Genomic DNA, 23,902 nt, shown 5'->3' with positions numbered 1-23,902 from the left:
TTTCCTCTGGTGGCACGCAAGGAGAACACCCCCCATGAAGAACCCCACGAACGGCGGGCGCCGCGGGCGTCACCGCCGTCGCTGGACCGCGACCGGTCTGCTGCTCGGTGCGCCCGCCGTCCTCGTGCCGTACCTCCTGTTCGTGCAGGAGGACTCGCAGGCCGCCACGGTCGACGGCGATGCCTACTACCGGCTGGTTTCCGTACGCAGCGGCAAGGTGCTGGACGTCAACGCCTTCTCCACCGCCGACGGCACCCGCATCCAGCAGTGGACCGACCAGAACACCGCCAACCAGCAGTGGAGGCTGCGGCCCACCGGGGACGGCTACTACGAGCTGGTGAACCGCAACAGCGGCAAAGTGCTGGGCATAGCCGGCGATTCGACCGCTCAGGCGGCCGCCGCCGAGCAGCAGACCGACAGCTCCTCCACCTCCCAGGAATGGCGGATCGACGACGTGAGCGGTTCCGACGCCGTCGTCCTCACCTCCCGCAGGAGCGGCCAGGTCCTGGACGTCTCCGCAGGCTCCACGGCCGACGGCGCGGCAGTCATCCAGTACGGCGGCCATGGCGGCGCCAACCAGCAGTGGAAGCTGGTGAGGACGGCCGGGAGCCAGGCGCCCGGATCCGGACCGTACACGTGGCGCAACGCCCAGGTGGTGGGCGGTGGTTACGTCACCGGGATGGTGTTCAACCCGCGGGAGAAGGGCCTGCTGTACGCGCGTACCGACATGGGCGGCGCCTACCGCTGGGACACCGCGGCCGAGCAGTGGATCCCGCTGACCGACTGGCTCGGCGAGAAGGACTGGAACCTGCTGGGCATCGACGCGCTGGCCACCGACCCCGTCGACCCGGACCGGCTATACCTCGCCACGGGCACCTACACCAACAACTGGGCCGGCAACGGCGCGATCCTGCGCTCCAAGGACCGGGGCCGCACGTTCCAGCGCACTGACCTGCCCTTCAAGCTGGGCGGCAACGAGGACGGCCGCGGGGCGGGGGAACGGCTGGCGGTCAACCCCGCGGACAACGGAACCCTGCTGCTGGGCACACGCAAGAACGGCCTGTGGCGCAGCACCGACCACGGCGCGACATGGAGCCAGGTCTCCTCGTTCCCGGTCAAGGACGGGGCGAGCAGCGGCGCGGGCATCTCCTTCGTGACGTACGGCCCGGCCGGCAGCAAGACGGTCTACGTCGGCGTCGCCGACAAGTCCACTTCCCTGTACCGCTCCACCGACGGCGGCAGCACCTGGCAGGCCGTCCCCGGGCAGCCCACCGGCCAGCTGCCGGAGCACGGCGTGGTCTCGGGCGACGGCTCGCTGTACCTGACGTACACCAACGCCCTCGGCCCCAACGGCGTGACGGCGGGTTCGGTGTGGAAGCACACGCCGGCCGGCGGGGCGTGGAAGAACGTCTCGCCGTCCCAGGGCGGCTACGGGTTCTCCGGCCTGGCCGTCGACCCGCGCCAGCCGTCCACGGTGATGGTCACCACCCTGGACCGCTGGTGGCCCGAGGACGAGATCTACCGCACCACCGACGGCGGCGCGACCTGGAAGGCACTGGCGGAGAAGTCGGTGCGGAACGCCTCCGGCGCTCCCTACGTCGGCACCCACACCGGGCACTGGATGACCGCCCTGGTCATCGACCCCTTCGACTCCGGGCACGTGCTGTACGGCACCGGCAACGGCATCTGGCGCAGCAAGGACGCCAACGCCAGCGACAGCGGCGGCACCAGCCACTGGACCGCGGGGGCGCGGGGCCTCGAGGAGACCGCCCTGATGGACGCGATCGCCCCGCCCGGTGGTGCCGCTGTCGTCACCGCCATGGGCGACCAGGGCGGTTTCCGCCACGACGACCTGACCAAGGTCCCGGCCGGGCGGCTGGGCAATCCGGTGATGTCCAACAGCACGGACATCGACTTCGCCCAGTCCATGCCCTCGATGATGGTCCGCGTCGGCCACGGCGGCGCGCAGGACGGCGCCTACTCCACCGACGGCGGCATCAGCTGGAACGGCTTCAAGGCCGAGCCGGTGGCCGGTGCCCAGGACGGCCGCGTCGCCCTCGCGGCCGACGGCTCGACCATCGTCTGGACCCAGGCCGGCCAGGTCCCGTACCGCTCGACCGACAAGGGGACGAGCTGGTCGAAGGTCAGTGGCCTGGGCACCGACGCCGTGGTCGTCGCCGACCGCTCCTCGGCCGGGACGTTCTACTCCCTGGCCGGCGGCACGCTGTACGCCAGCACCGACGGTGGGGCGACCTTCAGCCCCCGGGCGACCGGCCTGCCCTCCGGCCGGCTCACGGCCGTCCCCGGCACCGCCGGAGACCTGTGGATCGCCGACGGTGGTCGGGGGCTGCTGCACTCCACCGACGGGGGCCGCACCTTCACCCCGCTCACCACGGTGAAGTCGGCCTCCGCCCTAGGCTTCGGCAAGGCCGCACCGGGCGCCTCCTACCAGGCCCTGTACCTGATCGGCACCGTCAAGGACGTCACCGGGGTCTTCCGCTCCACCGACAAGGGCGCCACCTGGCTCCGCGTCAACGACGACGCCCACCAGTGGGGCGCCATCGGCGGCGTCGGCGTCATCACCGGCGACCCCGACGTCTTCGGGCGCGTGTACGTCGGCACCAACGGACGCGGCCTCCAGTACGGCGACCCGTCCTGACCCGACGCCCGGACGGGGCCGCATGCCGAACGGCGTGCGGCCCCGCCACGGCCGAAGGACGTGGCCGAAACAGATCCTCGGGGTCCTCATCCCGCTCGCCCTGCTGACATCAGCCAAGGGCGCCGGACCGTCTCCTTCGTCCTGTGCGGTCGATACGCCACAGATGGCACTGTTCGCGTTAAGGACACGTCAGGATTTGCTCACTGGCGTGCATGAGTGATCAGTCCACGTACGCTTGCTCAGCCGTCGATGCCGATGGCTGATTCTTTGCCGTACGACAGGAGCCCCCACGATGGCCACCCCTGCCCGCTCCTCGCGCCTGCGCGCGTGGATGCTGGAAGGCCTGACCGCCCAGACCAGTTCGCCCGCAGCCAAGGAGGCGGCGGCCCAGCCGCACGGTCGGCCGTGGTGGCGGGTGATGTGCCTGACGGGTCTGGACTACTTCTCGACCCTCGGTTACCAGCCCGGCATCGCCTTCCTGGCGGCCGGTCTGCTGTCGCCGCTGGCGACCATCGTGCTCGTGCTGCTGACCCTCTTCGGCGCACTGCCCGTCTACCGGCGCGTGGCCGAGGAGAGTCCGCACGGCGAGGGCTCCATCGCCATGCTGGAGAAGCTGCTGTCGTTCTGGAAGGGGAAGCTGTTCGTCCTGACCCTGCTCGGGTTCGCGGCGACCGACTTCCTGATCACCATCACCCTCTCCGCCGCCGACGCGACCGCGCACATGGTGGAGAACCCGCACCTCACCAGCACCCTGCACGGCCACGAGGTGCTGATCACCCTGATCCTGATCGCGCTGCTCGGCGGCGTGTTCCTGAAGGGCTTCAGCGAGGCCATCGGTGTGGCGGTGGTCCTGGTGGCCACCTATCTCGGCCTGAACGTCGTCGTCGTGGCGGTCGGGCTGTGGCACGTGTTCACCGCACCGCAGGTCGTCACCGACTGGACGACCGCCCTGACCGCCGAGCACGGCAACGTCTTCATGATGATCGCCATCGCGCTGGTCGTGTTCCCCAAGCTCGCACTCGGCCTGTCCGGCTTCGAGACCGGTGTGGCGGTCATGCCGCACGTCCAGGGCGACCCCGCGGACAGCGAGGAGAAGCCCGTCGGCCGGATCCGGGGCGCGAAAAAGCTGCTGACCACGGCGGCCGTGATCATGAGCGTCTTCCTGATCTGCTCCAGCCTGATCACGACCCTGCTGATCCCGGCCGCCCAGTTCGAGCCCGGCGGCGAGGCCAACGGCCGCGCCCTCGCGTACCTGGCCCACGAGTACCTGGGCTCCGCCTTCGGCACCGTCTACGACATCTCCACGATCCTCATCCTGTGGTTCGCCGGAGCCTCGGCGATGGCCGGCCTGCTCAACCTGATGCCGCGCTACCTGCCCCGCTACGGCATGGCCCCGCACTGGGCCCGCGCCCTGCGCCCGATGGTCATCGTGTTCACCCTCATCGCGTTCCTCGTGACGTGGCTCTTCAACGCCGACGTCGACGCCCAGGGCGGCGCCTACGCCACCGGCGTCCTGGTCCTGATCACCTCGGCGGCCGTCGCCGTGACCATCGCGGCCCGCCGGGCCGGGGAGCGCGGCTGGACCATCGGCTTCGGGATCATCTCGGCCGTCTTCATCTACACCACGGCCGTCAACGTCGTGGAGCGGCCGGACGGCGTGAAGATCGGTGCCTGCTTCATCGGCGGCATCATGGCGCTCTCCCTCCTCTCGCGCCTGGCCCGCGTCTTCGAGCTGCGCGTCACGCACATCGAGTTCGACGACATGGCGGAGCGGTTCATCCGGGACACCGCCAACCGGACGATCCGCTTCATCGCCAACGAGCCCGACAACCGGGACGTCGAGGAGTACCGGCAGAAGAAGGCGCAGATCCGCGCGGACAACGACATCCCGGCCGAGGACGACGTCATGTTCGTCGAGGTCACCGTCCTGGACGCGTCCGAGTTCGAGTCCGGCATGAGGGTGCGCGGCGAGGTGCTGCACGACCGCTACCGCGTCCTGACCCTGGAGAGCTCCAGCATCCCCAACGCGCTGGCCGCCCTCCTGCTCCACGTCCGCGACGAGACCGGCCAGCGCCCCCACATCTACTTCGAGTGGACCGAGGGCAACCCGATGGCCAACTTCTTCCGCTTCTTCCTCTTCGGCCAGGGCGAGGTCGCCCCCGTCACCCGCGAGGTCATCCGCGAAGCCGAACCGGACCGCAGCCGCCGCCCGCACGTCCACGCCGGCTGACGCGGCGCGGGGTTCCCGGCGGGGATTCGCCGGGAATCCCCGCCGGGCTGTACCCGCGAGCCGGTCTCAGCCGCCGATGTCCCTGCTGCGGAGGTCTTCCGTCGATTCGCGCCGGACGAGGAGCCGGGCGGTGCCCTCGTGGACCGCGACCACCGGTGGCCGGCCCACCAGGTTGTAGCCGGAGGCCATCGACAGCTGGTAGGCCCCGGCCACCGGTACGGCGATCAGGTCCCCGGGCCGGACGTCGCCGGGCAGTTCCACCCCGGCCGCGAGGACGTCCCCGGCCTCGCAGTGCCGGCCGACGACCGTCGCCGCCCGCGGGGCCGCCGCCGGGGCGCGGCCGATCAGCCGGGGCGCGTAGCGGGCCCCGTACAGGGCGGGCCGGGGGTTGTCGCTCATGCCGCCGTCGACGGCGACGAACACCGTGTCCCCGGAGTGCTTGACGGCCAGGACCCGGTACAGGGCGACGCCGGCCGGCCCCACGACGGCCCGGCCCGGCTCCACGGCCAGCCGGGGGACAGGAATCCCGGCGGCGGCGCAGCTCACGGTGAGCTCGCCGCACAGCCTCCTGGCGAACGCGGTGACGTCGAGGGACGCTTCACCCGGCCGGTAGGCGATGCCGTGGCCGCCGCCCAGGTCGAGCTCGGGCAGGACGCGGCCGTGCGCGTCACGGATGCGGGCCATCAGGCCGACCATGCGGCGCAGCGCGGTGAGGTAGGGCTTCACCTCGGTGATCTGGGAGCCGATGTGGCAGTGCAGCCCGGTCAGCTCCAGCCGGGGCTGGGCCAGGATCCGGGCCACGGCGTGCTGTGCGGAACCGTCGCGGACGGACAGCCCGAACTTCTGCCCCTGCGTACCCGTACGGATCTTGTCGTGGCCTCCGGCGCAGACGCCCGGCACCACGCGCACCATCACCTTCTGACGCCCCTCGGGCCCGACGGCGGCGGCGATCCGGGCGATCTCCGACGGGCTGTCGATGACGATCCGCCCGACCCCCAGCCGCAGCGCGCTCCGGAGGTCGTACGGCGACTTGGCATTGCCGTGCAGCACGATCCGCTCGGGCGGGAACCCCGCCGACACCGCCAGTTCCAGCTCTCCCGCCGAGCAGACGTCCAGGCCCAGTCCCTCCTCGTGGACCCAGCGCACCATCGCGCGGGAGAGGAACGCCTTGGCCGCGTACAGGACCTCGGCCCCGGGAAACGCGTTCCGGTACGCCCGGCAGCGCCCGCGCACCTCGCCCTCGTCCAGGACGTAGACGGGGGTGCCGAACCGCCGTGCCACGTCCGCGAGGCCGACGCCGCCGACGGCCAGGCCGCCGTGCGCGAGCCCCTTCGTGGAGGCCGGCCAGACGGAGAGGTCCTCCGTGCCCGACTCCGGAGCGGGTACGACCGCAGTGGTCATGGTGTACGTCCCCTCACTCAGGCGGCCGGGGCCGCGGAAGCCGGTCGCACGGCCGGGGCACTACGGGAGCCTGGGGCGCCGGCCGGCACGGACCCGGAGACCGCAGGAGCCGAAAGGGCCGGGTCGACGGTCAGTAGCTGCGCCCCCAGCGGCTCGGACATGGCCCGCAGGGCCGTTTCGGAGAGCCGGATCCACGGCTGCCGCGCGCCGAGAACCGCGGCCAGGCCGCCCGGGGTGGTGAAACCGACAGCGGTGCGCGCGCCCAGAGGGGTGCGGAACATGCGCACCACCACCTGCGCCGTTCCCGGCCGGACGGGCACGTAGAGGAGTCCGGCCGGGACGCGTTTTCCGGGCTCGGGGTCGCCTTCGTACTGGAACAAGCACATGGGGTCCTCCTGGAGGAGCCGTGAATGTCAGACGGTGCCCCGGGCGCGGGGAGGCGGTCCGGGGCGGTCCTGGAAAGTCAACCCCGGACCGGCGCCGCCGTGGCAGGCCCTTGACGGGACCCTGACGGCGACCGGCGCAGTCCATACGCCTCGCTGACGACGGGGATCCGGGCGGCGTCGGCAACGCCTTCCGGGGGAGCATGGGCCGGCGGCCGACACGGAGGTGACGGAAGTCTTACGGCCCGGTGCGGGACCCGCCGCCGGGGGGCCGGGATCCGTAGCGTGCCGGGTATGCGAGTACTCGTAACAGGAGGAGCCGGGTTCATCGGCTCGCACGTGGTGTCCGTGCTGGCCGCCGCGGGACACGCGCCGGTGGTGCTGGACGCGTTGCTGCCGGCCGCTCATCCGCGGGCCCCCGAGGTGCCGGACGCCGAGTTCGTCCGGGGCGACGTCCGGGACGCGGAGACGGTCAGGAGGGTGCTGCGCGGCGCGGACGCCGTGTGCCACCAGGCCGCGATGGTGGGTCTGGGGAAGGACTTCGCGGACGCGCCGCAGTACGTGGCCTGCAACGACCTGGGGACGGCGGTGCTGCTGGCCGGCATGGCGGAGAGCGGGGTACGGCGGTTCGTGCAGGCGGGGTCCATGGTGGTGTACGGCGAGGGGCGGTACGAGTGCCGCGACCACGGGGTCGTGCGGCCGGGTCCACGGGCGGTCGGCGACCTGGAGGCGGGCCGGTTCGAGCCGCGCTGCCCGAACTGCGGTGCCGAGCTCGTCCCCGGCCTGGTGGACGAGGACGCGCCGGTGGACCCGCGGAACGTGTACGCGACGACGAAGCTCGCGCAGGAGCACCTGGCCGCCGCCTGGGCGCGGTCCGTCGGCGGTACGGCCGTGTCGCTGCGCTACCACAACGTGTACGGGCCGGGCATGCCGCGCGACACCCCGTACGCCGGTGTCGCCTCCTTCTTCCGCTCGGCGCTGGCCCGGGGCGAGGCCCCAAGGGTGTTCGAGGACGGTGCGCAGCGCCGGGACTTCGTCCACGTACGGGATGTCGCGCGGGCGAACCTGGCCGCTCTGGCCGCCCTGGCCGGTCTCGGGGATCTGCCGGACGGCCGCCACACCGCGTACAACGTGGGCAGCGGTGACCCGCACACGGTGGGGGAGATGGCCGCCGCGCTGGCCGCGGAACACGGAGGCCCGGCTCCCGTGGTGACGGGGGAATTCCGGCTGGGCGACGTCCGGCACATCACGGCGGATTCGTCCCGGACGCGGCGAGAGCTGGGCTGGCGTCCCGAGGTGGGGTTCGCCGAGGGGATGGCCGAGTTCGCCCGGGCCGGGCAGCGGGCCTCGGCCGGGGTCGGGTAGCCGGGCCCGGGCGGGAGTCGGGCAGTCGGGCCCGGGCGGGAGTCGGGCAGTCGGGCCCGGGCGGGAGTCGGGCAGTCGGGCCCGGGCGGGAGTCGGGCAGCCGGGCCCGGCCCGGGGTCGGGTGACCGGGCCGAGTCCGGGTGGGGCAGCAGCGTGGAGGCCTGGGTCGGGTGGCCGACCCCGACCCCGGCCGCCTCTGCGGGTCGCCGTGGACGCCGTGGGTGCGCGGGCGCCGCGGCGCGCGGGCGTCTGTGTCAGGGGTTCGCGCCGGCGAGTGGCAGGGTGACCTCGAAGCGGCAGCCGCCGGGCACGTTGTCCACCCGTGCCCGCCCGGCGTGCGCCTCGACGATGCCGCGCACGATCGCCAGCCCCAGGCCGGCGCCGGCCGGGGGCGTGCGGGCGGGGCTGCCGCGCCAGCCGGTGTCGAAGACCTTGGGCAGGTCCTCCTCGGGGATGCCGCCGCAGCCGTCGGTGACGGACAGTACGGCGGTGTCCCGGTGCCGGTCGACGCGTACGGCCACGGTGCCGTCGGCGGGGGTGTGGCGGATGGCGTTGACGAGGAGGTTGGCCAGGACCCGGGTCATCTCCTTGCCGTCCACCTCGACCGGGACATGGGCGATGTCGTCCCCGCGCAGCCGCACGCCGCGCTCGCGGGCGAGCGGGTCGGCGCCGAGGAGGGCATCGGCCGCCAGGTCCTGGAGGGAGACGCGGCTGGGGGTCAGTTCGAGGGCCCCCGCGTGGATGCGGGAGAGCTCGAAGAGGTCGCCGACCATGCTGTCCAGGCGTTCGACCTCGGTGCGGATCTGCCGGTGGTAGCGGGCGGGGTCGGCGGCCACCCCGTCCTCCAGGGCCTCGGCCATGGCCCGCAGTCCGGCGAGCGGGGTGCGCAGGTCGTGGGAGATCCAGGCGACGAGCTCGCGGCGGGAGGACTCCAGGGCGCGCTCGCGTTCCCGGGAGGCGGCGAGCCGGGCACTGGTCGCGGCCAGTTCGCGGGTGACGGCCGCCAGTTCCGCGGTGGCCGGGGCCCGCGGCGCGGCGAAGCTGCCGTCCTCGCCGAAGTCCCGGGCCGCGCGGGCGAGGTCGCGGCCGCGCGCCACGACCCATCGTCCGAGGAGCACCGCCGTGGCCAGGGAGACGACCGCGGCCATGGCGACCACGAGGGTGACCACGCTCAGGTCGTGCGGGGAGAGGAACATGGCCCAGGCGACGGCGAGGGTGCCGGAGAGCATGGCGGTGACGGCGACCGCGGCGACGACGGTCAGGGAGACGGCGACGGACCGGTGCCGCAGCACGCGCAGCGCGACGGCGCCGAGCAGGCCGGCGCAGGCCGCGCCCCCGAACGCGAACGCCGCGATCAGCAGGAGGTCCTTCACCGTGCGTCGCCCTCCTCTCCGCCCGCCTCGAAGCGGTACCCCACACCCCAGACCGTCTGGATGAGCCGGGGAGCGGCCGGGTCGTCCTCGATCTTGGCGCGCAGGCGGCGCACGTGGACGGTGACGGTGGACAGGTCGCCGAAGTCCCAGCCCCACACGTCCCGCATCAGCTCCTGACGTCCGTGGGCCTGGCCGGGACGGGTGAGGAAGTGTGCGAGGAGGTCGAACTCCCGCAGGGTGAGCGTGAGTTCCCGCCCGTTCCGGACGGCCCGGCGGGTCTGCGGATCGAGCTGGATCCCCGCGCCGGTCAGCAGCCCCCGGCCGGGGTCCCGCGGCGCCGCGGCCCGGCTGCGGCGCAGGACGGACTCGACGCGCAGGACCAGCTCACGGGGGCTGAAGGGTTTGGTGACGTAGTCGTCCGCGCCGAGTTCCAGGCCGGCGATCCGGTCGTCCTCGTCGCCGCGCGCCGTCAGCATGATCACCGGAACCGGGCGTTCGGCGCGCAGCCGGCGGCACACCTCCAGCCCGTCGATGCCGGGCAGCATCAGGTCGAGGACGACCAGGTCCGGGTCGTGCCGGGCGGCGGATTCGAGGGCGGCGGGTCCGTCGGCGGCGTGCTCGACGGTGTGGCCGGCCCGGCTCAGGTAGCCGGTGACGACCTCGGCGACGGTGGGGTCGTCGTCGACGACGAGGACCCGGGCGGGTGGGGAGGGCGGTGCGGGCGGGGAGGTGCTCGTGGCCGTGCTCATGACGCCAAGCCTCGCACCGCCGGGGCCGCGCCGTCTGCGGGGTCCCGCCCCCGGACGGCGGACGTCCGCGTTTCGTAAGGAGTCGATGTCCGCTATGTCCCCGGGGAATTCCTACGGTGGCAGCCGTGACCGAAAACTCCGTGGACGTCGTCCTGCCCTGTCTGAACGAGGCCGAGGCCCTGCCCTGGGTCCTCGCCCGCATCCCCGCCGGCTGGCGGGCCCTGGTCGTGGACAACGGGTCCACCGACGGATCCGCCGACATCGCCCGCGCCCTGGGCGCCACCGTCGTACCCGAGCCCCGGCGCGGCTTCGGGGCCGCCTGCCACGCCGGACTCCTGGCCGCCGAGGCCGAGTACGTCTGCTTCTGCGACTGCGACGCCTCCCTCGACCCCGGCCTGCTGAGCGGCTTCGTCGGCGCGGTGGCCGCGGGCGAGGCCGATCTCGTGCTCGGCCGCCGCCGCCCCCGGGGCCGCGGCGCCTGGCCGGCACACGCCCGGGCGGGCAACCTCGCCCTCTCCCGGATGCTGCGCCGCCGCACCGGCCTGCGCCTGCACGACCTCGGCCCGCTGCGCGCCATGCGCCGGGAGGAGCTCCTTCGCCTGGAGCTGACCGACCGGCGCTCCGGCTACCCGCTGCAGATGGTCGTACGCGCCGCCGACGCGGGCTGGCGGGTGCGCGAGGAGGACGTGCCCTACCTGCCGCGCAGCGGAAAGTCCAAGGTCACCGGCACCTGGCGGGGCACCTGGCACGCGGTCCGCGACATGCGCGCGGTGCTCGCCGAGCCGCTGTACGTCCCCGCCGCCCCCGGCCGTGCCGGGCGGGCCGGGGGTGCACGGTGACCTCCCTGCTCGTGATCGCCAAGGAGCCGGTGCCCGGCCGGGTCAAGACCCGGCTCACCCCGCCGTTCACCCCGCGGCAGGCGGCGGCGCTGGCCGAGGCCGCGCTCGCCGACACCCTTGCGGCCGTGGCGGCCACCCCGGCCGAGCGGCACGTACTGGTCCTGGACGGCGCCCCGGGGCCGTGGCTGCCGCCCGGCTTCGAGGTCGTGCCGCAGAGCGGCGGGGGCCTCGACGAGCGGCTCGCGGCCGCGTTCGCCGCCTGCGCCGGCCCGGCGCTGCTGATCGGCATGGACACCCCGCAGGTCACCCCGGAGCTCCTGGCCCCCGCGCTGGCCTTCGACGCGTACGACGCCTGGTTCGGGCCGGCCGCCGACGGCGGGTTCTGGGCCCTGGGCCTGGCGGCGCCGGACCCGGCGCTGCTGCTCGGCGTACCCATGTCCGTACCCGAGACCGGGGCGGTGCAGTACGAGCGGCTGCGCGGGGCCGGGCTGCGCACCGGGCCGCTGCCCCGGCTTCGGGACGTGGACACCGCCGCCGACGCCGCCGAGGTGGCCGCCCTGGCCCCCTCCGGCCGGTTCGCCACGTGCCACCGGCGGCTCGGCGCCCGTACAGCGGTGGCCCGATGAGCGCCCCCGCCGCCCCCGCCGCCCCCGCCGCCCCTGCCGCCCCCGCCGCCTCCCAGGCGGCCGCCAGGACCGGCCCGGCGTGGCGGGCCGACCCGTACGCCCTGGCCCTCCGCACGGGACAGGGCCCCCTCTTCCTGCGGCGCACGGACGGCTGGCTGCTGCCCCTGGACGTCGAACGATGGTGCGCGGAAACGGACGCGGCCGACGAGAGCGTGCTCTCCCGTTGCCGCGGAACCGTCCTGGACATCGGCTGCGGCCCCGGCAGGCTCGTCGCGGCGCTCGCCGGACGCGGCCACCGCGCCCTCGGCATCGACGTGACCCCCGCCGCCGTGACACGGACCGTGCGCCGCGGCGGAACGGCCCTCTGCCGCTCCGTCTTCGACCCCCTGCCCGGCGAACACCGCTGGGACACCGCCCTGCTGATCGACGGCAACATCGGCATCGGCGGAGACCCCGCCGTCCTCCTGCGGCGCACCGCGGACCTGCTCGCCCCCGGCGGCCGGCTGCTCGCCGAGGCCGCGCCGGTCGAGGTGGACGAGCGGTGCGAGGTGCGCCTCGACGACGGCCGCGGCACGCTCGGCACCCCCTTCCCCTGGGCCCGGGTCGGCCGCCGGGCCCTGCTGCGCCATGCGGAGGCAGCCGGCTGGCGCACCGTCGCCAACTGGACGCTGGCCGGCCGGCACTTCGCCGAACTCGTCCCGGGGGCACCGCGCCGCTCCGCCGCCGGGGCCCTCCCCGCGCTGGGAGCCGCGTCGTGATCCGGCCGTCCGCCACCGGCTCCCGGGCCACCGCCGCCACCGCGGTCCTGGTGGCCGCCCTGGTCGCGGTGCTCGTCCTCACCGTCCGCGAGGACGGCTACTTCGCGGACCCGGCCGGCCTGTCGTGGCTGTACGCCGCCTGCTGGGCGCTGTTCACGGCGGCGGCGTGGTCCCTGCGCCGGGTACCCGCCCGGCACGTCGGCGCCCTCGTCCTCGCCGGTGGCCTCGCCGTCGCCCTGACGGGACTGACCGCCGCACCCCGCACCAGCACCGACTCGTACCGCTACGCCTGGGACGGCCGCGTCCAGGCGGCCGGCATCTCCCCGTACGACCACGCCCCGGCCGACACCGCCCTGCGGCGGTACCGCGACGACTGGCTGTTCCCCACCGGGCAGGCGTGCGGCGGCCCGGACCTCGCCCCGGTGTCCGAAGGCGTCTGCACCCGCATCAACCGTCCCCGCGTCCACACGGTCTACCCTCCGGCCGGCGAACTGTACTTCCTGCTCGTCCACGCCCTCTCACCCGACGGAGTCCGTCACAAGGCCCTCCAGACGGGCGGCGCCGTCCTCGCCGTCACCACCACCCTGGTGCTGCTGCGCATCCTGCGCCGCCGCGGCGACCCCCGCACCGCCGCCTACTGGGCCTGGTGCCCGGCGGTGGCCGTCGAAGCCGTCAACAACGCCCACGCCGACGTCCTCGCCGTCCTGCTGTCCGTCGTCGCCCTGGGCCTGACGGTCCGCCACCGCGCCTGGGGCGGCGCGGTGCTGGGCCTGGCCGTCGCCGCGAAACTCCTGCCCGCCGTCCTGCTCCCGGGCGCCCTGTCCGGCGTACGGCGCCCCAGGGACGCCGCCGCCACCCTGCTCCCGGCGGCCGCGGTCCTCGCCGCCCTGTACCTGCCGTACGTACTGCTCTCCCACTCCTCCGTCCTGGGCTACCTCGGCGGCTACGCCGACGAAGAGGGCTACCAGGACGCCTCCGCCGGCGACCGCTACGCCCTGCTGCGCCTGCCGCTCCCCGACTCCTGGGCCGTGCCGGCCGTCGTCGCGGGCATGCTCGCCGTGAGCCTGTACGTGATCCGGCGGGGCGACCCCGAGCGCCCCTGGACCGGCGCCCTCCTGGTCACCGGTACCGCGTTCCTCCTGACCACTCCCGGCTACTCCTGGTACGCCCTTCTGCTGGTCGCCCTGGTGGCGCTCGACGGCCGCTGGGAATGGCTCGGCGTCGCGGTCGCGGGCGTGGCCGCCTACCTGACGGGTCGTGTCCTGCCCTACGCCGGCACGGCCGTGTACGCCGTCGCGGCGCTGGCCGTCCTCTGCGGCTGGGCGGCGCGCGGGCGGGCCCGCGGACCCCACCGCACCCGGGACCGTACGCCCGGACCGGACATCCGCTCCTCGGCCGGGGAGACCCGGTGAACCCACGCACGCACCGACGACGGAGGCACCCCATGGACGCGAACGACGGCCCCCCGACACCCTTCTCCCGGCTGCGGTCGGCCCTGGCGCCCGCCCGGGCGGCAGGCCCGCCGCGCGGCCCGTCCCGCCCGGAGTTCTGGCGCAGCCCGCTGCGCGGCCCGTGGCTGACCGCGGTGTTCGGGATCGTGCTGCTCCTCGGCATCACGATCCTGTTCGTCACGGGCCTGCTGTCGTACGCCGCGTACGAACCGGACCTCGCGGCGGTCAACGACCAGACCCCGGGCAAGGGGTGGCTCGGTTTCTACCTCTTCTCCTGGCCGACCTCCCCGTACTGGCTCTACCGCGTCACCCAGGGGGTCCACGTCACGCTCGGCGTCGTCCTCGTGCCCGTGCTCCTGGCCAAACTGTGGTCCGTGATCCCCAAGCTCTTCGCCTGGCCCCCGGTGCGCTCGGCCGCCCAGGCCGCCGAGCGGCTCTCGCTGCTCCTGCTGGTGGGAGGGGCCGGCTTCGAGTTCGTGACCGGCATCCTCAACGTGCAGCTCCACTACGTCTTCCCGGGCTCCTTCTACACCCTGCACTTCTACGGTGCCTGGGTGTTCATCGGCGCCTTCGTGCTCCATGTTGTCCTCCGGCTGAAGCGGGCCGTACGGGCCCTGCGCGCCGGGCCGCGGCAGCCGGCCCCGGACAGCGAGGAGGCGGCCGGTCTCGTCTCGCCGAGCCCTGCCGCCGCGACCATCTCCCGGCGGGGCGCGCTGGGCATGGTCGGGCTGGGCTCCCTCGCGCTGTTCGCCGTGACCGCTGGGCAGAGCGTGGGCGGCTGGTTCCGCCGGACGGCACTCCTGGCACCGCACGGACAGGACCCCGGCCCCGGACCGAACGGCTTCCAGATCAACAAGACGGCCGCCTCGGTCGGCATCCGCCCCAGCGACACCGGCCCGGCCTGGCGGCTGACCGTGCGCGGCGGGGGCCGCCAGACCGACCTCACCTACGACCGGCTCCTCGCTCTGCCGCAGAGCGAGGCACTGCTGCCCATCGCCTGCGTGGAGGGCTGGTCCACCGCCGACCAGCGCTGGAGAGGCGTCCGCCTCACCGACCTGGCGGCGCTCGTCGGCCTGGGCACGGGCACCCCGCAGGTCCTGGTCGAGTCCCTGCAGCGGGGCGGTTCGTTCAGTTCGGTCGTCCTGAGCGAGGGCCAGGTCCGGGACGCGCGCTCGCTGCTGGCCGTCCGGGTCAACGGTGCCGTCCTCTCCCTCGACCACGGCTACCCGGCCCGGGTGATCGTCCCCGGTGCCCCCGGCGTCCACAACACCAAATGGGTCACCCGCCTCACCTTCGGGGAGCCCTCATGAAGCCGCGCCTGAAGCCGCGCTTGAAGCCGCCGGCCACCGGCTCCGTCACGGCCGCCTTCCGGCGCCGCTACGGAGCCTCCCCGCTCCACCTGCTCCTCGTCCTCGCCTCCTTCGCCCTGGCCTGCTACGCGGGCCTGCGCCTGCTCCACGGGGACGCCGTCGGCGTGGCCGTGTGGTTCGTCGGGGCCGCGCTCCTGCACGACCTCGTCCTGCTGCCGCTGTACGCGGTCACCGACCTGGCCGTCCAGAGGCTCCTCGGACGCGGTGCCCGGGAGGGCACGGGCGGGCCGCCGATCGGCGTCAACCACGTCCGGGTGCCCGCCTTCGTCTCCGGCGTCCTGCTGCTCGTGTACTGGCCGCTGGTACTCGGCCGGGTCGGTCACTACACGGTCACCACCGGCCTGCCCGCCGACGTGTTCCTGGGGCGGTGGCTCCTGATCACCGCCTGTCTGTTCGCCGCCTCGGCGGCCGTCCTGGCCGCGAAGCTGTGGAACGGGGGCAGGGAGGCGCGCAGGGCCCGGGCGCGCGCCCGGTGACGCGTGCCGTCCCACATCGTGACCTGCGAAGACGGCCGGTCGGGAGGGGGCTATTGTCGTCCGGTCGCGGACGGCAGACGGCCGTCCGTTCAACCCCAGGGGAAGCGACATGACTGATCTGAACCCGCTGCGGGCGAGCCTGGCGTCGGGCGAGCACGAGTTCGCCGACACCTTGGCCTTCGTCGCCGCGCACTACGACTACCAGCCGCAGGCGTTCCGCAACGGGGAGGCGGACAACGCCGCCGGGGAGAACGAGGGTTCCTGCAAGACGCTGGGACTGGCCCTGCTGGAAGGACTGAGCGACCAGGAGGCCCTGCTGGCCTTCGGTGAGCACTACCGCAGTGTGCTCGCGACGCCGGACGGCACGGACCACGGCAACATCCGCAACCTCATCGCCCATGGCCTGGCAGGGGTGAGCTTCACCGCGCAGCCGCTGACCCGCAAGGGCTGACCGGCGGATCCGGGGCGGGCACCGCGCCGCCGCCCGTCAGCCGGCGTCTGCGTACGTGCGCGCGGTCAGCCTGCGCTCGGCCCTGGGCGCGACCACCAGGGCGAAGCCGTGGTTGGCGGCGATGGCCCGGGTGTGGTCGGCGGAGAGGGAACCGTGCCGTTCGAGGGTCAGGGCGGGCAGGGCCGAGCGGTCGTGGCCCGCGGCGCGGTGGAAGGACAGCACCGTGGTCGACATGGGCTCGTGGTGGGGGTGCCGGCGGCGCGCCGCGACCTCGTCGTCGTGGATCAGCGCGTTGACACCGGGCTCGTGGCCGAAGTCGGCGAGCACACCGGCGGCCCGCCAGTGGGCGGGTTCGTGGTCCGCCCCGGTCCGGTGACGGGAGCGGTTCAGCGAGGTGATGGACAGGAAGTCCGTGGCCGTCGCCTCCAGCGCCGCGGCCAGGAAGGCGTTGGAGGGGCAGCGGTAGCCGGGGCCGATGAGCTGCACGGTCGTGATCCCGTCCTGGACCGCCGTCAGGTGCGCCGGGACGTGCGGGGCGGCGGGCCCGCGGAATCCGAACGGGCCGAGGGCGAAGAGTTCCTCCACCAGGTCCTGGATCTGCCGCCGCCGGAACTCCGCCGGCAGCCTGCACCAGTCGAACAGGGACGGCACGTGCGCGGCGACGGTGGTGACGCTGCCGACCTGGTCCGCGGGGCGGCCCTTCAGCAGGTTCACGCGCTCGACGGTGCCGCGGTCGGGCCGCGCCGTGAGGGCGTAGAGGTTGCCGAACCCGTGGGCCACCGCCCGGCCCCGGGCCAGGTCCTGCGAAGTGCGCGTCACATCCTCGGCGTTGCCCAGGAACAACGGCCCGGCGACCTCGGCTCGTGCACTCATTCAGGCCTCCCGGCGTGATCGTTTACGACGTCCAACGAGCCGTCGGCCCGACGGTCACCCCGGCACGTCGGCAGCCGGGAAAATGCCCCGCCCATGAGCCGCACCCCGCTCTACGATGACCCGATGCCGACGATCAGGAACTTCCAGATCACCTTCGACTGCGCGGATCCCGAGCGCGTCGCCCGCTTCTGGTGCGAGGTGCTCGGGTACGTCGTACCGCCGCCGCCGGAGGGGTTCGCAACGTGGGACGACTACGACCGGTCCCTGCCGCCCGAGCGTCAGGGAGCGGGCTTCGTATGCACGGATCCGACGGGTGTGCGCCCGCGCATGTACTTCCAGCGCGTTCCCGAGGGCAAGGTCGTCAAGAACCGGGTGCACATCGACGTACGGGTCGGCACCGGGCTCGTGGGTGAGGAGCGCGTCGCGGCCCTGGAGGCCGAGTGCGCGCGGCTGGTCGCGCTCGGTGCGGTGCGCGTCCAGTTGCTGCGCGCCGACGGTTTCGACGAGTCGTGCCTCGCGATGCAGGACGTCGAGGGCAACGAGTTCTGTCTCGACTGAGGGACCGCGGGGTTCAGGGGGCGATCTCGAAGGCGGGGGGCTTCAGCCCCTTCAGGCACGCGGTGTCCGGTGCGGACGGGTCGTCGAAGAAGGAGACGGTGATCTCCTGGGCGCACTTCGACGTCGCGAAGACCACGTGGGGTTCGTAGGGGACCGTGACGACGGTGGCGTTGCCCAGCGTGCGGGCGACGTAGGGGCCGTTGTCCGCGCCGGTCTGGGAGTCGAACCCGCCCGAGATGGCGAGCGTGGGGATGTCGCTCCGGGTGACGTCCCGGATCGAGCGCGCCGCCGCCGGCACGTTCCAGGCGGCACAGTCCTCGCGGAGGAAGGCGAGCTGCGGGGCCTGGGCCTGTACCGGGCGGGGGTAGGACGGGAAGGCCTTCTGACCGCCCCGGAGCGCCGCACCCCGGTCCTCGTACGGCGTCCACTCGCTGCAGAAGACGCCGTAGACCAGCCCGTGGGCCACGCGTCCCATGGCCTGGGGGCTGAGCTTGCCGCCCGCGTACTGCTCGGCGATCCGCTGCGGCTTGCCGTGGGCCAGTTCGTCGATCTCCGCGGGCACCTGGGGTGCGATGTGCGTGGCGGAGGTCATCCAGGTGACCAGCGCGCTGCCGTCGAGTACGACCTTCACCGGCTTCGGCTGCCCGGGGACGGTGACGGTGGTCGTGATCGGCCTGGCCTCCAGCTCGCGTACGAGGCGGTCGAAGGTGGCCGACAGGTTCGGGTAGCGGCGGTTGCACGCGGGCTGCTCGGCGCAAGCCTTGAACAGGCCGTCGAAACCCTGCCTGGCGCTGCTCCAGGTCGCGGCCGAACCCGCTCTGGAGGGCGGCAGGATGCCGTCGATGCCGACCGACCGGAGTCCTTCCGGGTGCCGGCGCATGTAGACGAGCGCCAGGTGGGTGCCGTAGGAGATGCCGTACACGTTCCAGTTCTTCACGCCCAGCGCGGTCCGGAGGTCCGCGTAGTCGGCGGCGCTCTCGGTGTCGTTGTAGGCGCTGAGGTCGATCCCGCGGGCCGCCAGCTCGTCGCGGCAGGCCTTCGTGGCGGCGACGTGCAGCCGCTCGGTGGACGGCGCGTTGGAAGCGAGGCCGACCGCACGGGCGTTGAACTCGTCGATGTTGGGGCAGAGGACGTTCGGCTCGGCCGAGTAGGTGCCCCGCTGGGACATCAGGATGAGGTCGCGGTCGCGGTTGAGACCGCCGTCGACGGCCATCTTAGCCTCGCCCACGGCGTCGTCGCCGGGGCCGCCGGCCAGCCAGACGATCGGGTCGGGCTCGGGCTGGGCGGCCCGTGCCGGCACGATCGCGACGCCGAGCCTGATGGTCCGGCCGTTCGGCCTGGCGCGGTTCTCGGGCACGGTCAGCGTCCCGCAGCGGGCCCCCTTGAGCTCGGGGACCGGGTCGGCCGTCTTGGGGCACGGGCCCGGCTCGTAGGCCGAGTCGCCCGCCTTCCCGGCGGCCGTACCGATCGGCGTCCCGCCGTCGTCCTTCGCCTCTGCGGGCGCGGCGAGCAGGCCGGTGATGAGGAGTCCGGTCGCCGCTCCGGCCGCGGTGGCGCGGATGCGCCGTGCGCTGCGCCGGCCGCGGGGCGTGGGGTGGGAAGCCATCTGTCCTCCCGGTCACTTCGGGGTGATCGTGAACGGTGCGGGCCGGAGTCCGGCCACGCACCTCGTGTCCGGAGCGGTCGGATCGGCCAGGAACGACGCCAGTACGCGCTGCGCGCACGGCGACTGCGGTACGACCCAGTGCCCGATCCCGGGAATCAGCACGGAGGTGGACCGGGACAGGGTGCGGGCCGCGTCCCTCGCGTAGCTCGACCCGGTCTTCATGTCGAAGGAACCGGAGATGACCAGCGCGGGGACGGAGCTGACCGTGGCCACGCGGTGCCGGGCCGCGTTGCTCGCGACGTTCCAGCTCCCGCACACGTCGTACTCGAAGGGGAGTTGCGGTGTCTGCGCCAGGACCGATGCGGGCCAGGTGGGGAAGGCGTCGCGGCCCGCTGCCAGGACGCCGGCCTCGGAGGTCCCCGGTACCCACTCGCCGCAGGCCACCGACTGCGTCAGGCCGTGCGCCGTCATGCCGACGGGCTGGACCGAGTCCTTCGCGCGGCCCTGGGCGAAGCGCTCCGGATTGCCGCGGCCGAGCTCGTCGAGTGCCGCGGGGAGGTCCTTCGGCTTCACGTTGAAGCCGACCATCAGGTTCAGCAGGGTGCCGCCGTCGAGGACGACCTTCACCGGTTTCCCGCCGCCCGGCGGCGTGGCGTTCAGCGTCAGGGGCCGTGCCTCCAGCCTGCGTACCTGCTCGTCCAGGGTCTTGCGGAGGTCCGGGTAGCGGCTCTTGCAGGCGGGTTGGGCCGCACACGCGTCGAAGGTGTTGTCGATGCCCTCCCTGGCGCTGCTCCAGCCCCACGGCAGCTTCGTGACCTGCGGCGGGCTGACCGAGTCGATCGCCAGTGAGCGGATGCCCTCGGGGTGGAGGCGCAGGTAGGCGAGGCCCAGGTTGGTGCCGTACGAGTAGCCGTAGACGTTCCACCGGGGGATGCCGAGCGCCGTGCGCAGGTCGGCGAAGTCGGCCGCGTTCTCCGTGCTGTTGTAGGCGCTCAGGTCGGTCCCGTCGGCCGTCAGACGGGTCCGGCACTCCTGGAACGCCTTCAGCATCAGCCGCTTCGCCGCCGGCGAGTCCCAACCGAAGCCGACGGACTTCTCGTTGAAGCGGTCGACCTCCGGACAGGCGAGGTTCGGCCGGTCGTAGAGGTTGCCGCGCTGGGCCATCACGATCAGCTCGCGGTCCTTGTTGAGGCCGGAGGAGACCAGGAAGGGGATGTCGTCGAAGGTGTCGGCGCCGGGGCCGCCCGCCATGAACACCACCGGGTCCGGAGCGGGCTCGGCCGAGACGGGTTTGATGACCGCGACGGCCAGCTTGATGGTCCGCCCTCCGGGCCGGGAGCGGTTTTCGGGAACCTCCAGGAACCCGCACCGTGCCGTGCTCAGCGCCTCGATCGGCTCGGGTGTCTTCGGACAGGCTCCCGGCACGAACCGCGGCGGGGCCGCCGGGCTGGGGGCGGCGGGAGGCGTGGGGGACGGCGCGGCACCGGCGGGTGCCGGGCCGAACGCCGTCAGACAAGCCGCGGCGGCCGTGGCCGCCGCGCTGACTCGGTGCAGTGCCATGGGATTTCCGTTCCTGTGCCGGCGTCGTGCGGCGGCCCTGTCGGGCCACGCCGCGGCGATGAGGGCGGAACGCGCGCATTTCGACGGTACCGGGACGGGCGGACGTACGCACTCCGGGGGCCGGGGACCGGCTCCGGGGTGTGTAGGTCCGCGGGTGGGCCGGAGGTCACAGGTCCTGGACGCGCCGGAACGGGCGGTCGGCCTCCAGCTCGAACGCGACGTCCAGCAGCTTGCGCTCACCGCCGGGGCGGCCGGAGAACATGACGCCGATGGGCAGCCCGTCCGCCGTCGCACGCGCCGCCGGCACCGAGACCGAGGGCGTGCCGACCACGTTGTTGACCGGGGTGAACGCCACGTACGCCAGGATCCGTTCGATGAGCGTCGGGTACGGAACCGCCGGGCTGAGGTGGCCGAGCGGCGGCGTGGTGTGGGCGAGCACGGGAGACAGCACGAGGTCGAGGCCGCGGAAGGACGCCGCGTACGCCTCCCTCGTGCGCTTCAGCCGGCGCAGCACGCCCGGAGTCCGGCGCCACTTCCTCAGGTACTCCTCGCGCAGCCCCCGGCTCAGTCCGTCCATCCGGCGCCGGTCGAAGTCCGCTCCGAGGGTGCGGCCCGTGACGCCGAGGAGGAACGACAGCATGCCCCAGTACGTGAGGAAGTCGTCGGTGAAACTCGGGTCGATACCCAGCTCCACCGGCCGCACGGAGTGGCCGAGCCGCTCGAGCGTCGCCGCCGTCTCCGTGACCGCCGCCCGGGTATCGTCGTCGGAGCGGACGCCGTTCGGCGAGTCCAGCAGGAACCCGATGCGCAGCCGTTGTCCCGAAGGTCCTTCGACCGGGCCCAGCGGCGGCAGCGCGGGGTTCCTCCAGTACGTCTCGGCAGCGGTGAGGAAGGCGGCGGCGTCCCGGACCGAGCGGCTCACGATCCCGTCGGAGACCAGGTCGAGCGGCAGCTGACGGCTCTGGGCGTTCGCCACGACCCGGCCGCGGGTCGGCTTCAGGCCGACGAGCCCGCAGCAGGCCGCCGGAATCCGGATCGACCCGCCGCCGTCGTTGGCGTGCGCGATCGGCACCGCCCCGGCCGCGACGAGCGCCGCGCTGCCACCCGACGAACCACCGGCGGAGAAGCCCGTGTGCCACGGGTTGCGCACCGGTTCGGCACCCTCGTACTCGGTGGTCGGACTGAACCCGAACTCGGGCAGCCGGGTCTTGCCGAGCACCGTGACCCCGGTGCTGAGGAACTGCCGGGCGAACGGTGCGTGGCGCCGGGCCGCGCCGGGGTGGAAGGCCGCGCTGCCGTGGCCCGTGGGCAGCCCCTGGTAGTCCGTGTTGTCCTTGACGAAGGTGGGCACGCCCGCGAAGGCGCCCCCGGCCGCGCCGGCGGGCACCGGGGTGTCGACGTACGTCTGGACCGCGCCCAGCCGCCCCTCGACCGCCCGCACCCGTTCCCGCGCGTCCCGGGCCACCTCTGCGGCGGAGACCTCGCCGCGCCGGATCGCCGCGGCGAGACCGACGGCGTCGTGCTCTCCCAGGGCGTCGTCCCGGAAGGCGTGCACCGTGGTCCGTTCGTCGAAAGTCGTCACCGCTGATCAGCCCCCGGCCGTGTGGATGGTCGCGCTGCCATCATTGCTTACCGCCGGGTAACCCGCGAGCGGTTCCGAAGGATGCCGAACGTCTTTTCGGAATGCCGCGAGGGCGGCCCGCCGGGTCAGCCGGAGTCGGCCTCGGCCCGCCGCACGGCGTCGTGGGCGGCCAGCGCGGCGTGCAGGGTCAGCAGGTCGGCACCCCGGGCCGCGTCCAGTCCGGTCAGCTCCGTCGCCCTGCGCAGGCGGTAGTCCACCGTGTTGGGGTGCACCTGGAGCCGGGCGGCGGCCCGGCGCCGGTCGAGGCCGCAGGCGAGGAAGGTGCGCAGGGTGTCGAGCAGCTCCGGGCGCCCGGCCAGCGGGCCGAGCAGCGCGGCCAGCCCGTCCCGGGCCGGGCTCGGGCGGCTCAGCTGGTACTCCAGCAGCACGTCGTCGAGCAGGTACAGGCCGGGCCCCCGGCCGGACGCCTCCGCGACCCTGCGCACCTCGCCGACCATCCGGGCGGCGTCCGCGACCCCCTCCGGGGCGGCCGCGGCAGCCGCCACCAGCAGCTCGGCGCCGCACATCAGACCGAGCTGCTCGACCAGGCGGGCGAGCCGCTCCCGGTCCGGGGCGGCGAAGTCCGGGGCCGGCCTCTCGTACGGGATCAGCACCAGCCCGCCGTCGCCGGAGAGCACGGACAGCGGGACGCCCGTGGTCTGGCGCTGCAACTCGTTGCGCAGCCGGCGGAGTTTGCGGCGCGCGGCGACGGAATGGTTCACGCCGGGCCGCAGCTCGTCCGGGTGCGGTCCCATGGCGATGCCCAGGACGAGGTAGGAAGGGGGCAGCCGGATGCCCGCCCGGTCGGCCGCCGCCCGCGGGTTCCCGCCCTCCAGCAGCCGGGACAGCAGGGACTGACGGGCGACCTGCTCGTCGCCGAGGGCCGCCTGCCGCTCCTGTACGTACCCCTCCGCGACCGCGCAGCTCACCAGCCGGAGGTAGCCGAGCAGCCGGCGCTGGACCAGCAGCACGTCCGCCAGGTCCTCCGGCCCGGCCGTCGCGAGGACCTGGGCCGCGCACTCCTCCGCCCCGTAGTGGTAGGCGCCGACGACGGCTTCCAGCGGTACGCCCTCGTCGGCGCGCCGGGCCGACGACTCGCTGATCCTCGCCAGCTCGGCCTCCTCCGGAAGCTCGCCGGCGCGCAGCACCTGGACGAAGGCCCGTATGCCGCGGTCCACTTCCTTGGTGATCTCACCGCGGAGCTGTTCCGAGGGCAGTGCTCCGTAGGCGGGCAGCTGCTCGACGAGCCGGGCCATGACGGCCGGGGCGAGGGTCGGCGCGGCGGCCAGGAGCCGCTTGTGGACCGGCACGCCGCCGAACTGCGGCCCCTCGTCGCCTCCCTGGGGTTTGGGCGCGGTCACAATCCACCTCGCGAATCTCTGTTGTGCGACCTGGAGACACGGCCCCGCACCGCACCCATCCTTGTTTCCGGGACGTTACTTACTAGTTGGTAACACGCCCGCCCGGTGGATCGCCAGACGCGTTCGGCCCCCGACCGCAACCTCCACCGGATCCCCACGCCCCCACCCGCAGCGGAGGACCGCCGTGCTCGC

Annotated in this window: 20 protein-coding genes; 11 read left to right on the top strand and 9 right to left on the bottom strand. The window is 73.8% G+C overall.

What is annotated here, in order from left to right:
- Nucleotides 1-34: 34 nt before the first annotated feature.
- Both ACZ6Y1_RS01490 and ACZ6Y1_RS01485 read left to right on the top strand, forming a co-directional pair.
- The gene (locus tag ACZ6Y1_RS01490; protein WP_469620774.1) at nucleotides 35-2,659 is read left to right on the top strand and encodes an RICIN domain-containing protein; all 2,625 of its coding nucleotides are present in this window, start codon (nucleotides 35-37) and stop codon (nucleotides 2,657-2,659) included.
- 292 nt (nucleotides 2,660-2,951) lie between these two features.
- Complete coding sequence (locus ACZ6Y1_RS01485) at nucleotides 2,952-4,889, top strand: APC family permease (protein WP_469620770.1); 1,938 nt, start codon at nucleotides 2,952-2,954, stop codon at nucleotides 4,887-4,889.
- A gap of 66 nt (nucleotides 4,890-4,955) precedes the next feature.
- Here the strand turns inward: ACZ6Y1_RS01485 and lysA are convergent, their stop codons facing one another.
- Both lysA and ACZ6Y1_RS01475 read right to left on the bottom strand, forming a co-directional pair.
- Complete coding sequence (gene lysA / locus ACZ6Y1_RS01480; protein WP_469620767.1) at nucleotides 4,956-6,290, bottom strand: diaminopimelate decarboxylase; 1,335 nt, start codon at nucleotides 6,288-6,290, stop codon at nucleotides 4,956-4,958.
- Between the two features lie 17 nt (nucleotides 6,291-6,307).
- A complete protein-coding gene (locus ACZ6Y1_RS01475) occupies nucleotides 6,308-6,676 on the bottom strand; it encodes an SAV_915 family protein (RefSeq protein WP_469620764.1) in 369 nt (122 codons plus the stop codon).
- 291 nt (nucleotides 6,677-6,967) lie between these two features.
- Between ACZ6Y1_RS01475 and ACZ6Y1_RS01470 the strand changes: the two genes are divergently transcribed.
- On the top strand, nucleotides 6,968-8,038 hold the full coding sequence (locus tag ACZ6Y1_RS01470; RefSeq protein ID WP_469620761.1) for an NAD-dependent epimerase/dehydratase family protein: 1,071 nt from the start codon (nucleotides 6,968-6,970) through the stop codon (nucleotides 8,036-8,038).
- Between the two features lie 254 nt (nucleotides 8,039-8,292).
- On the opposite strand, the gene ACZ6Y1_RS01465 is transcribed toward ACZ6Y1_RS01470, so the two are convergent.
- Both ACZ6Y1_RS01465 and ACZ6Y1_RS01460 read right to left on the bottom strand, forming a co-directional pair.
- Nucleotides 8,293-9,411 (bottom strand): sensor histidine kinase, encoded by a 1,119-nt coding sequence (locus ACZ6Y1_RS01465; protein WP_469620758.1) that lies wholly within the window; start codon nucleotides 9,409-9,411, stop codon nucleotides 8,293-8,295.
- Nucleotides 9,408-10,160, bottom strand: a complete 753-nt coding sequence (locus tag ACZ6Y1_RS01460) for a response regulator transcription factor (RefSeq protein ID WP_469620754.1) — start codon at nucleotides 10,158-10,160, stop codon at nucleotides 9,408-9,410. The genes ACZ6Y1_RS01465 and ACZ6Y1_RS01460 overlap by 4 nt, the downstream gene beginning before the upstream one ends.
- A gap of 116 nt (nucleotides 10,161-10,276) precedes the next feature.
- Between ACZ6Y1_RS01460 and ACZ6Y1_RS01455 the strand changes: the two genes are divergently transcribed.
- From ACZ6Y1_RS01455 to ACZ6Y1_RS01425, 7 genes are all read left to right on the top strand, one after another.
- Nucleotides 10,277-10,999, top strand: coding sequence for a glycosyltransferase family 2 protein (locus ACZ6Y1_RS01455; protein ID WP_469620751.1), 723 nt, complete (start codon nucleotides 10,277-10,279; stop codon nucleotides 10,997-10,999).
- The gene (locus tag ACZ6Y1_RS01450; protein WP_469620747.1) at nucleotides 10,996-11,625 is read left to right on the top strand and encodes a TIGR04282 family arsenosugar biosynthesis glycosyltransferase; all 630 of its coding nucleotides are present in this window, start codon (nucleotides 10,996-10,998) and stop codon (nucleotides 11,623-11,625) included. Before ACZ6Y1_RS01455 ends, ACZ6Y1_RS01450 begins: the two co-directional genes overlap by 4 nt.
- Complete coding sequence (locus ACZ6Y1_RS01445; protein WP_469620745.1) at nucleotides 11,622-12,383, top strand: class I SAM-dependent methyltransferase; 762 nt, start codon at nucleotides 11,622-11,624, stop codon at nucleotides 12,381-12,383. The genes ACZ6Y1_RS01450 and ACZ6Y1_RS01445 overlap by 4 nt, the downstream gene beginning before the upstream one ends.
- Nucleotides 12,380-13,795 (top strand): glycosyltransferase 87 family protein, encoded by a 1,416-nt coding sequence (locus ACZ6Y1_RS01440; protein WP_469620741.1) that lies wholly within the window; start codon nucleotides 12,380-12,382, stop codon nucleotides 13,793-13,795. The genes ACZ6Y1_RS01445 and ACZ6Y1_RS01440 overlap by 4 nt, the downstream gene beginning before the upstream one ends.
- A 32-nt stretch (nucleotides 13,796-13,827) precedes the next feature.
- Nucleotides 13,828-15,144 (top strand): molybdopterin-dependent oxidoreductase, encoded by a 1,317-nt coding sequence (locus ACZ6Y1_RS01435; RefSeq protein ID WP_469620738.1) that lies wholly within the window; start codon nucleotides 13,828-13,830, stop codon nucleotides 15,142-15,144.
- Nucleotides 15,141-15,680: a hypothetical protein gene (locus tag ACZ6Y1_RS01430; RefSeq protein WP_469620733.1), complete on the top strand. Its 540-nt coding sequence runs from the start codon at nucleotides 15,141-15,143 to the stop codon at nucleotides 15,678-15,680. Before ACZ6Y1_RS01435 ends, ACZ6Y1_RS01430 begins: the two co-directional genes overlap by 4 nt.
- Nucleotides 15,681-15,789: 109 nt before the next feature.
- Entirely contained in the window at nucleotides 15,790-16,131 is a 342-nt protein-coding gene (locus ACZ6Y1_RS01425) for a HopJ type III effector protein (protein ID WP_469620730.1), read from the top strand.
- A gap of 36 nt (nucleotides 16,132-16,167) precedes the next feature.
- Here ACZ6Y1_RS01425 and ACZ6Y1_RS01420 read toward each other — a convergent pair whose 3' ends face one another.
- Nucleotides 16,168-17,004: a hypothetical protein gene (locus tag ACZ6Y1_RS01420; protein WP_469620727.1), complete on the bottom strand. Its 837-nt coding sequence runs from the start codon at nucleotides 17,002-17,004 to the stop codon at nucleotides 16,168-16,170.
- A gap of 123 nt (nucleotides 17,005-17,127) precedes the next feature.
- Here ACZ6Y1_RS01420 and ACZ6Y1_RS01415 point away from each other — a divergent pair, with 123 nt between their 5' ends.
- Entirely contained in the window at nucleotides 17,128-17,562 is a 435-nt protein-coding gene (locus ACZ6Y1_RS01415) for a VOC family protein (protein WP_469620724.1), read from the top strand.
- Nucleotides 17,563-17,575: 13 nt separating this feature from the next.
- Here the strand turns inward: ACZ6Y1_RS01415 and ACZ6Y1_RS01410 are convergent, their stop codons facing one another.
- The 4 genes from ACZ6Y1_RS01410 to ACZ6Y1_RS01395 all read right to left on the bottom strand — a co-directional run bounded on the left by ACZ6Y1_RS01410 (nucleotide 17,576) and on the right by ACZ6Y1_RS01395 (nucleotide 23,710).
- Nucleotides 17,576-19,168, bottom strand: a complete 1,593-nt coding sequence (locus ACZ6Y1_RS01410) for an alpha/beta fold hydrolase (RefSeq protein WP_469620720.1) — start codon at nucleotides 19,166-19,168, stop codon at nucleotides 17,576-17,578.
- Between the two features lie 12 nt (nucleotides 19,169-19,180).
- On the bottom strand, nucleotides 19,181-20,728 hold the full coding sequence (locus ACZ6Y1_RS01405; protein WP_469620717.1) for an alpha/beta fold hydrolase: 1,548 nt from the start codon (nucleotides 20,726-20,728) through the stop codon (nucleotides 19,181-19,183).
- Between the two features lie 166 nt (nucleotides 20,729-20,894).
- The gene (locus ACZ6Y1_RS01400; protein ID WP_469620714.1) at nucleotides 20,895-22,310 is read right to left on the bottom strand and encodes an amidase; all 1,416 of its coding nucleotides are present in this window, start codon (nucleotides 22,308-22,310) and stop codon (nucleotides 20,895-20,897) included.
- A gap of 125 nt (nucleotides 22,311-22,435) precedes the next feature.
- The gene (locus ACZ6Y1_RS01395; RefSeq protein WP_469620711.1) at nucleotides 22,436-23,710 is read right to left on the bottom strand and encodes a PucR family transcriptional regulator; all 1,275 of its coding nucleotides are present in this window, start codon (nucleotides 23,708-23,710) and stop codon (nucleotides 22,436-22,438) included.
- Nucleotides 23,711-23,902 lie beyond the last annotated feature (192 nt).

The sequence above is a fragment of the Streptomyces sp. NPDC053432 genome, from assembly GCF_055585365.1.
This window is presented reverse-complemented; position numbering and strand designations above follow the sequence as displayed.

Coding starts and splice junctions, on each gene's coding strand:
- ACZ6Y1_RS01405 (WP_469620717.1), bottom strand. CDS start 20,728: ATGGCACTGCACCGAGTCAGCGCGGCGGCCACGGCCGCCGCGGCTTGT.
- lysA (WP_469620767.1), bottom strand. CDS start 6,290: ATGACCACTGCGGTCGTACCCGCTCCGGAGTCGGGCACGGAGGACCTC.
- ACZ6Y1_RS01430 (WP_469620733.1), top strand. CDS start 15,141: ATGAAGCCGCGCCTGAAGCCGCGCTTGAAGCCGCCGGCCACCGGCTCC.
- ACZ6Y1_RS01485 (WP_469620770.1), top strand. CDS start 2,952: ATGGCCACCCCTGCCCGCTCCTCGCGCCTGCGCGCGTGGATGCTGGAA.
- ACZ6Y1_RS01475 (WP_469620764.1), bottom strand. CDS start 6,676: ATGTGCTTGTTCCAGTACGAAGGCGACCCCGAGCCCGGAAAACGCGTC.
- ACZ6Y1_RS01425 (WP_469620730.1), top strand. CDS start 15,790: ATGACTGATCTGAACCCGCTGCGGGCGAGCCTGGCGTCGGGCGAGCAC.
- ACZ6Y1_RS01490 (WP_469620774.1), top strand. CDS start 35: ATGAAGAACCCCACGAACGGCGGGCGCCGCGGGCGTCACCGCCGTCGC.
- ACZ6Y1_RS01445 (WP_469620745.1), top strand. CDS start 11,622: ATGAGCGCCCCCGCCGCCCCCGCCGCCCCCGCCGCCCCTGCCGCCCCC.
- ACZ6Y1_RS01470 (WP_469620761.1), top strand. CDS start 6,968: ATGCGAGTACTCGTAACAGGAGGAGCCGGGTTCATCGGCTCGCACGTG.
- ACZ6Y1_RS01420 (WP_469620727.1), bottom strand. CDS start 17,004: ATGAGTGCACGAGCCGAGGTCGCCGGGCCGTTGTTCCTGGGCAACGCC.
- ACZ6Y1_RS01415 (WP_469620724.1), top strand. CDS start 17,128: ATGCCGACGATCAGGAACTTCCAGATCACCTTCGACTGCGCGGATCCC.
- ACZ6Y1_RS01435 (WP_469620738.1), top strand. CDS start 13,828: ATGGACGCGAACGACGGCCCCCCGACACCCTTCTCCCGGCTGCGGTCG.
- ACZ6Y1_RS01410 (WP_469620720.1), bottom strand. CDS start 19,168: ATGGCTTCCCACCCCACGCCCCGCGGCCGGCGCAGCGCACGGCGCATC.
- ACZ6Y1_RS01460 (WP_469620754.1), bottom strand. CDS start 10,160: ATGAGCACGGCCACGAGCACCTCCCCGCCCGCACCGCCCTCCCCACCC.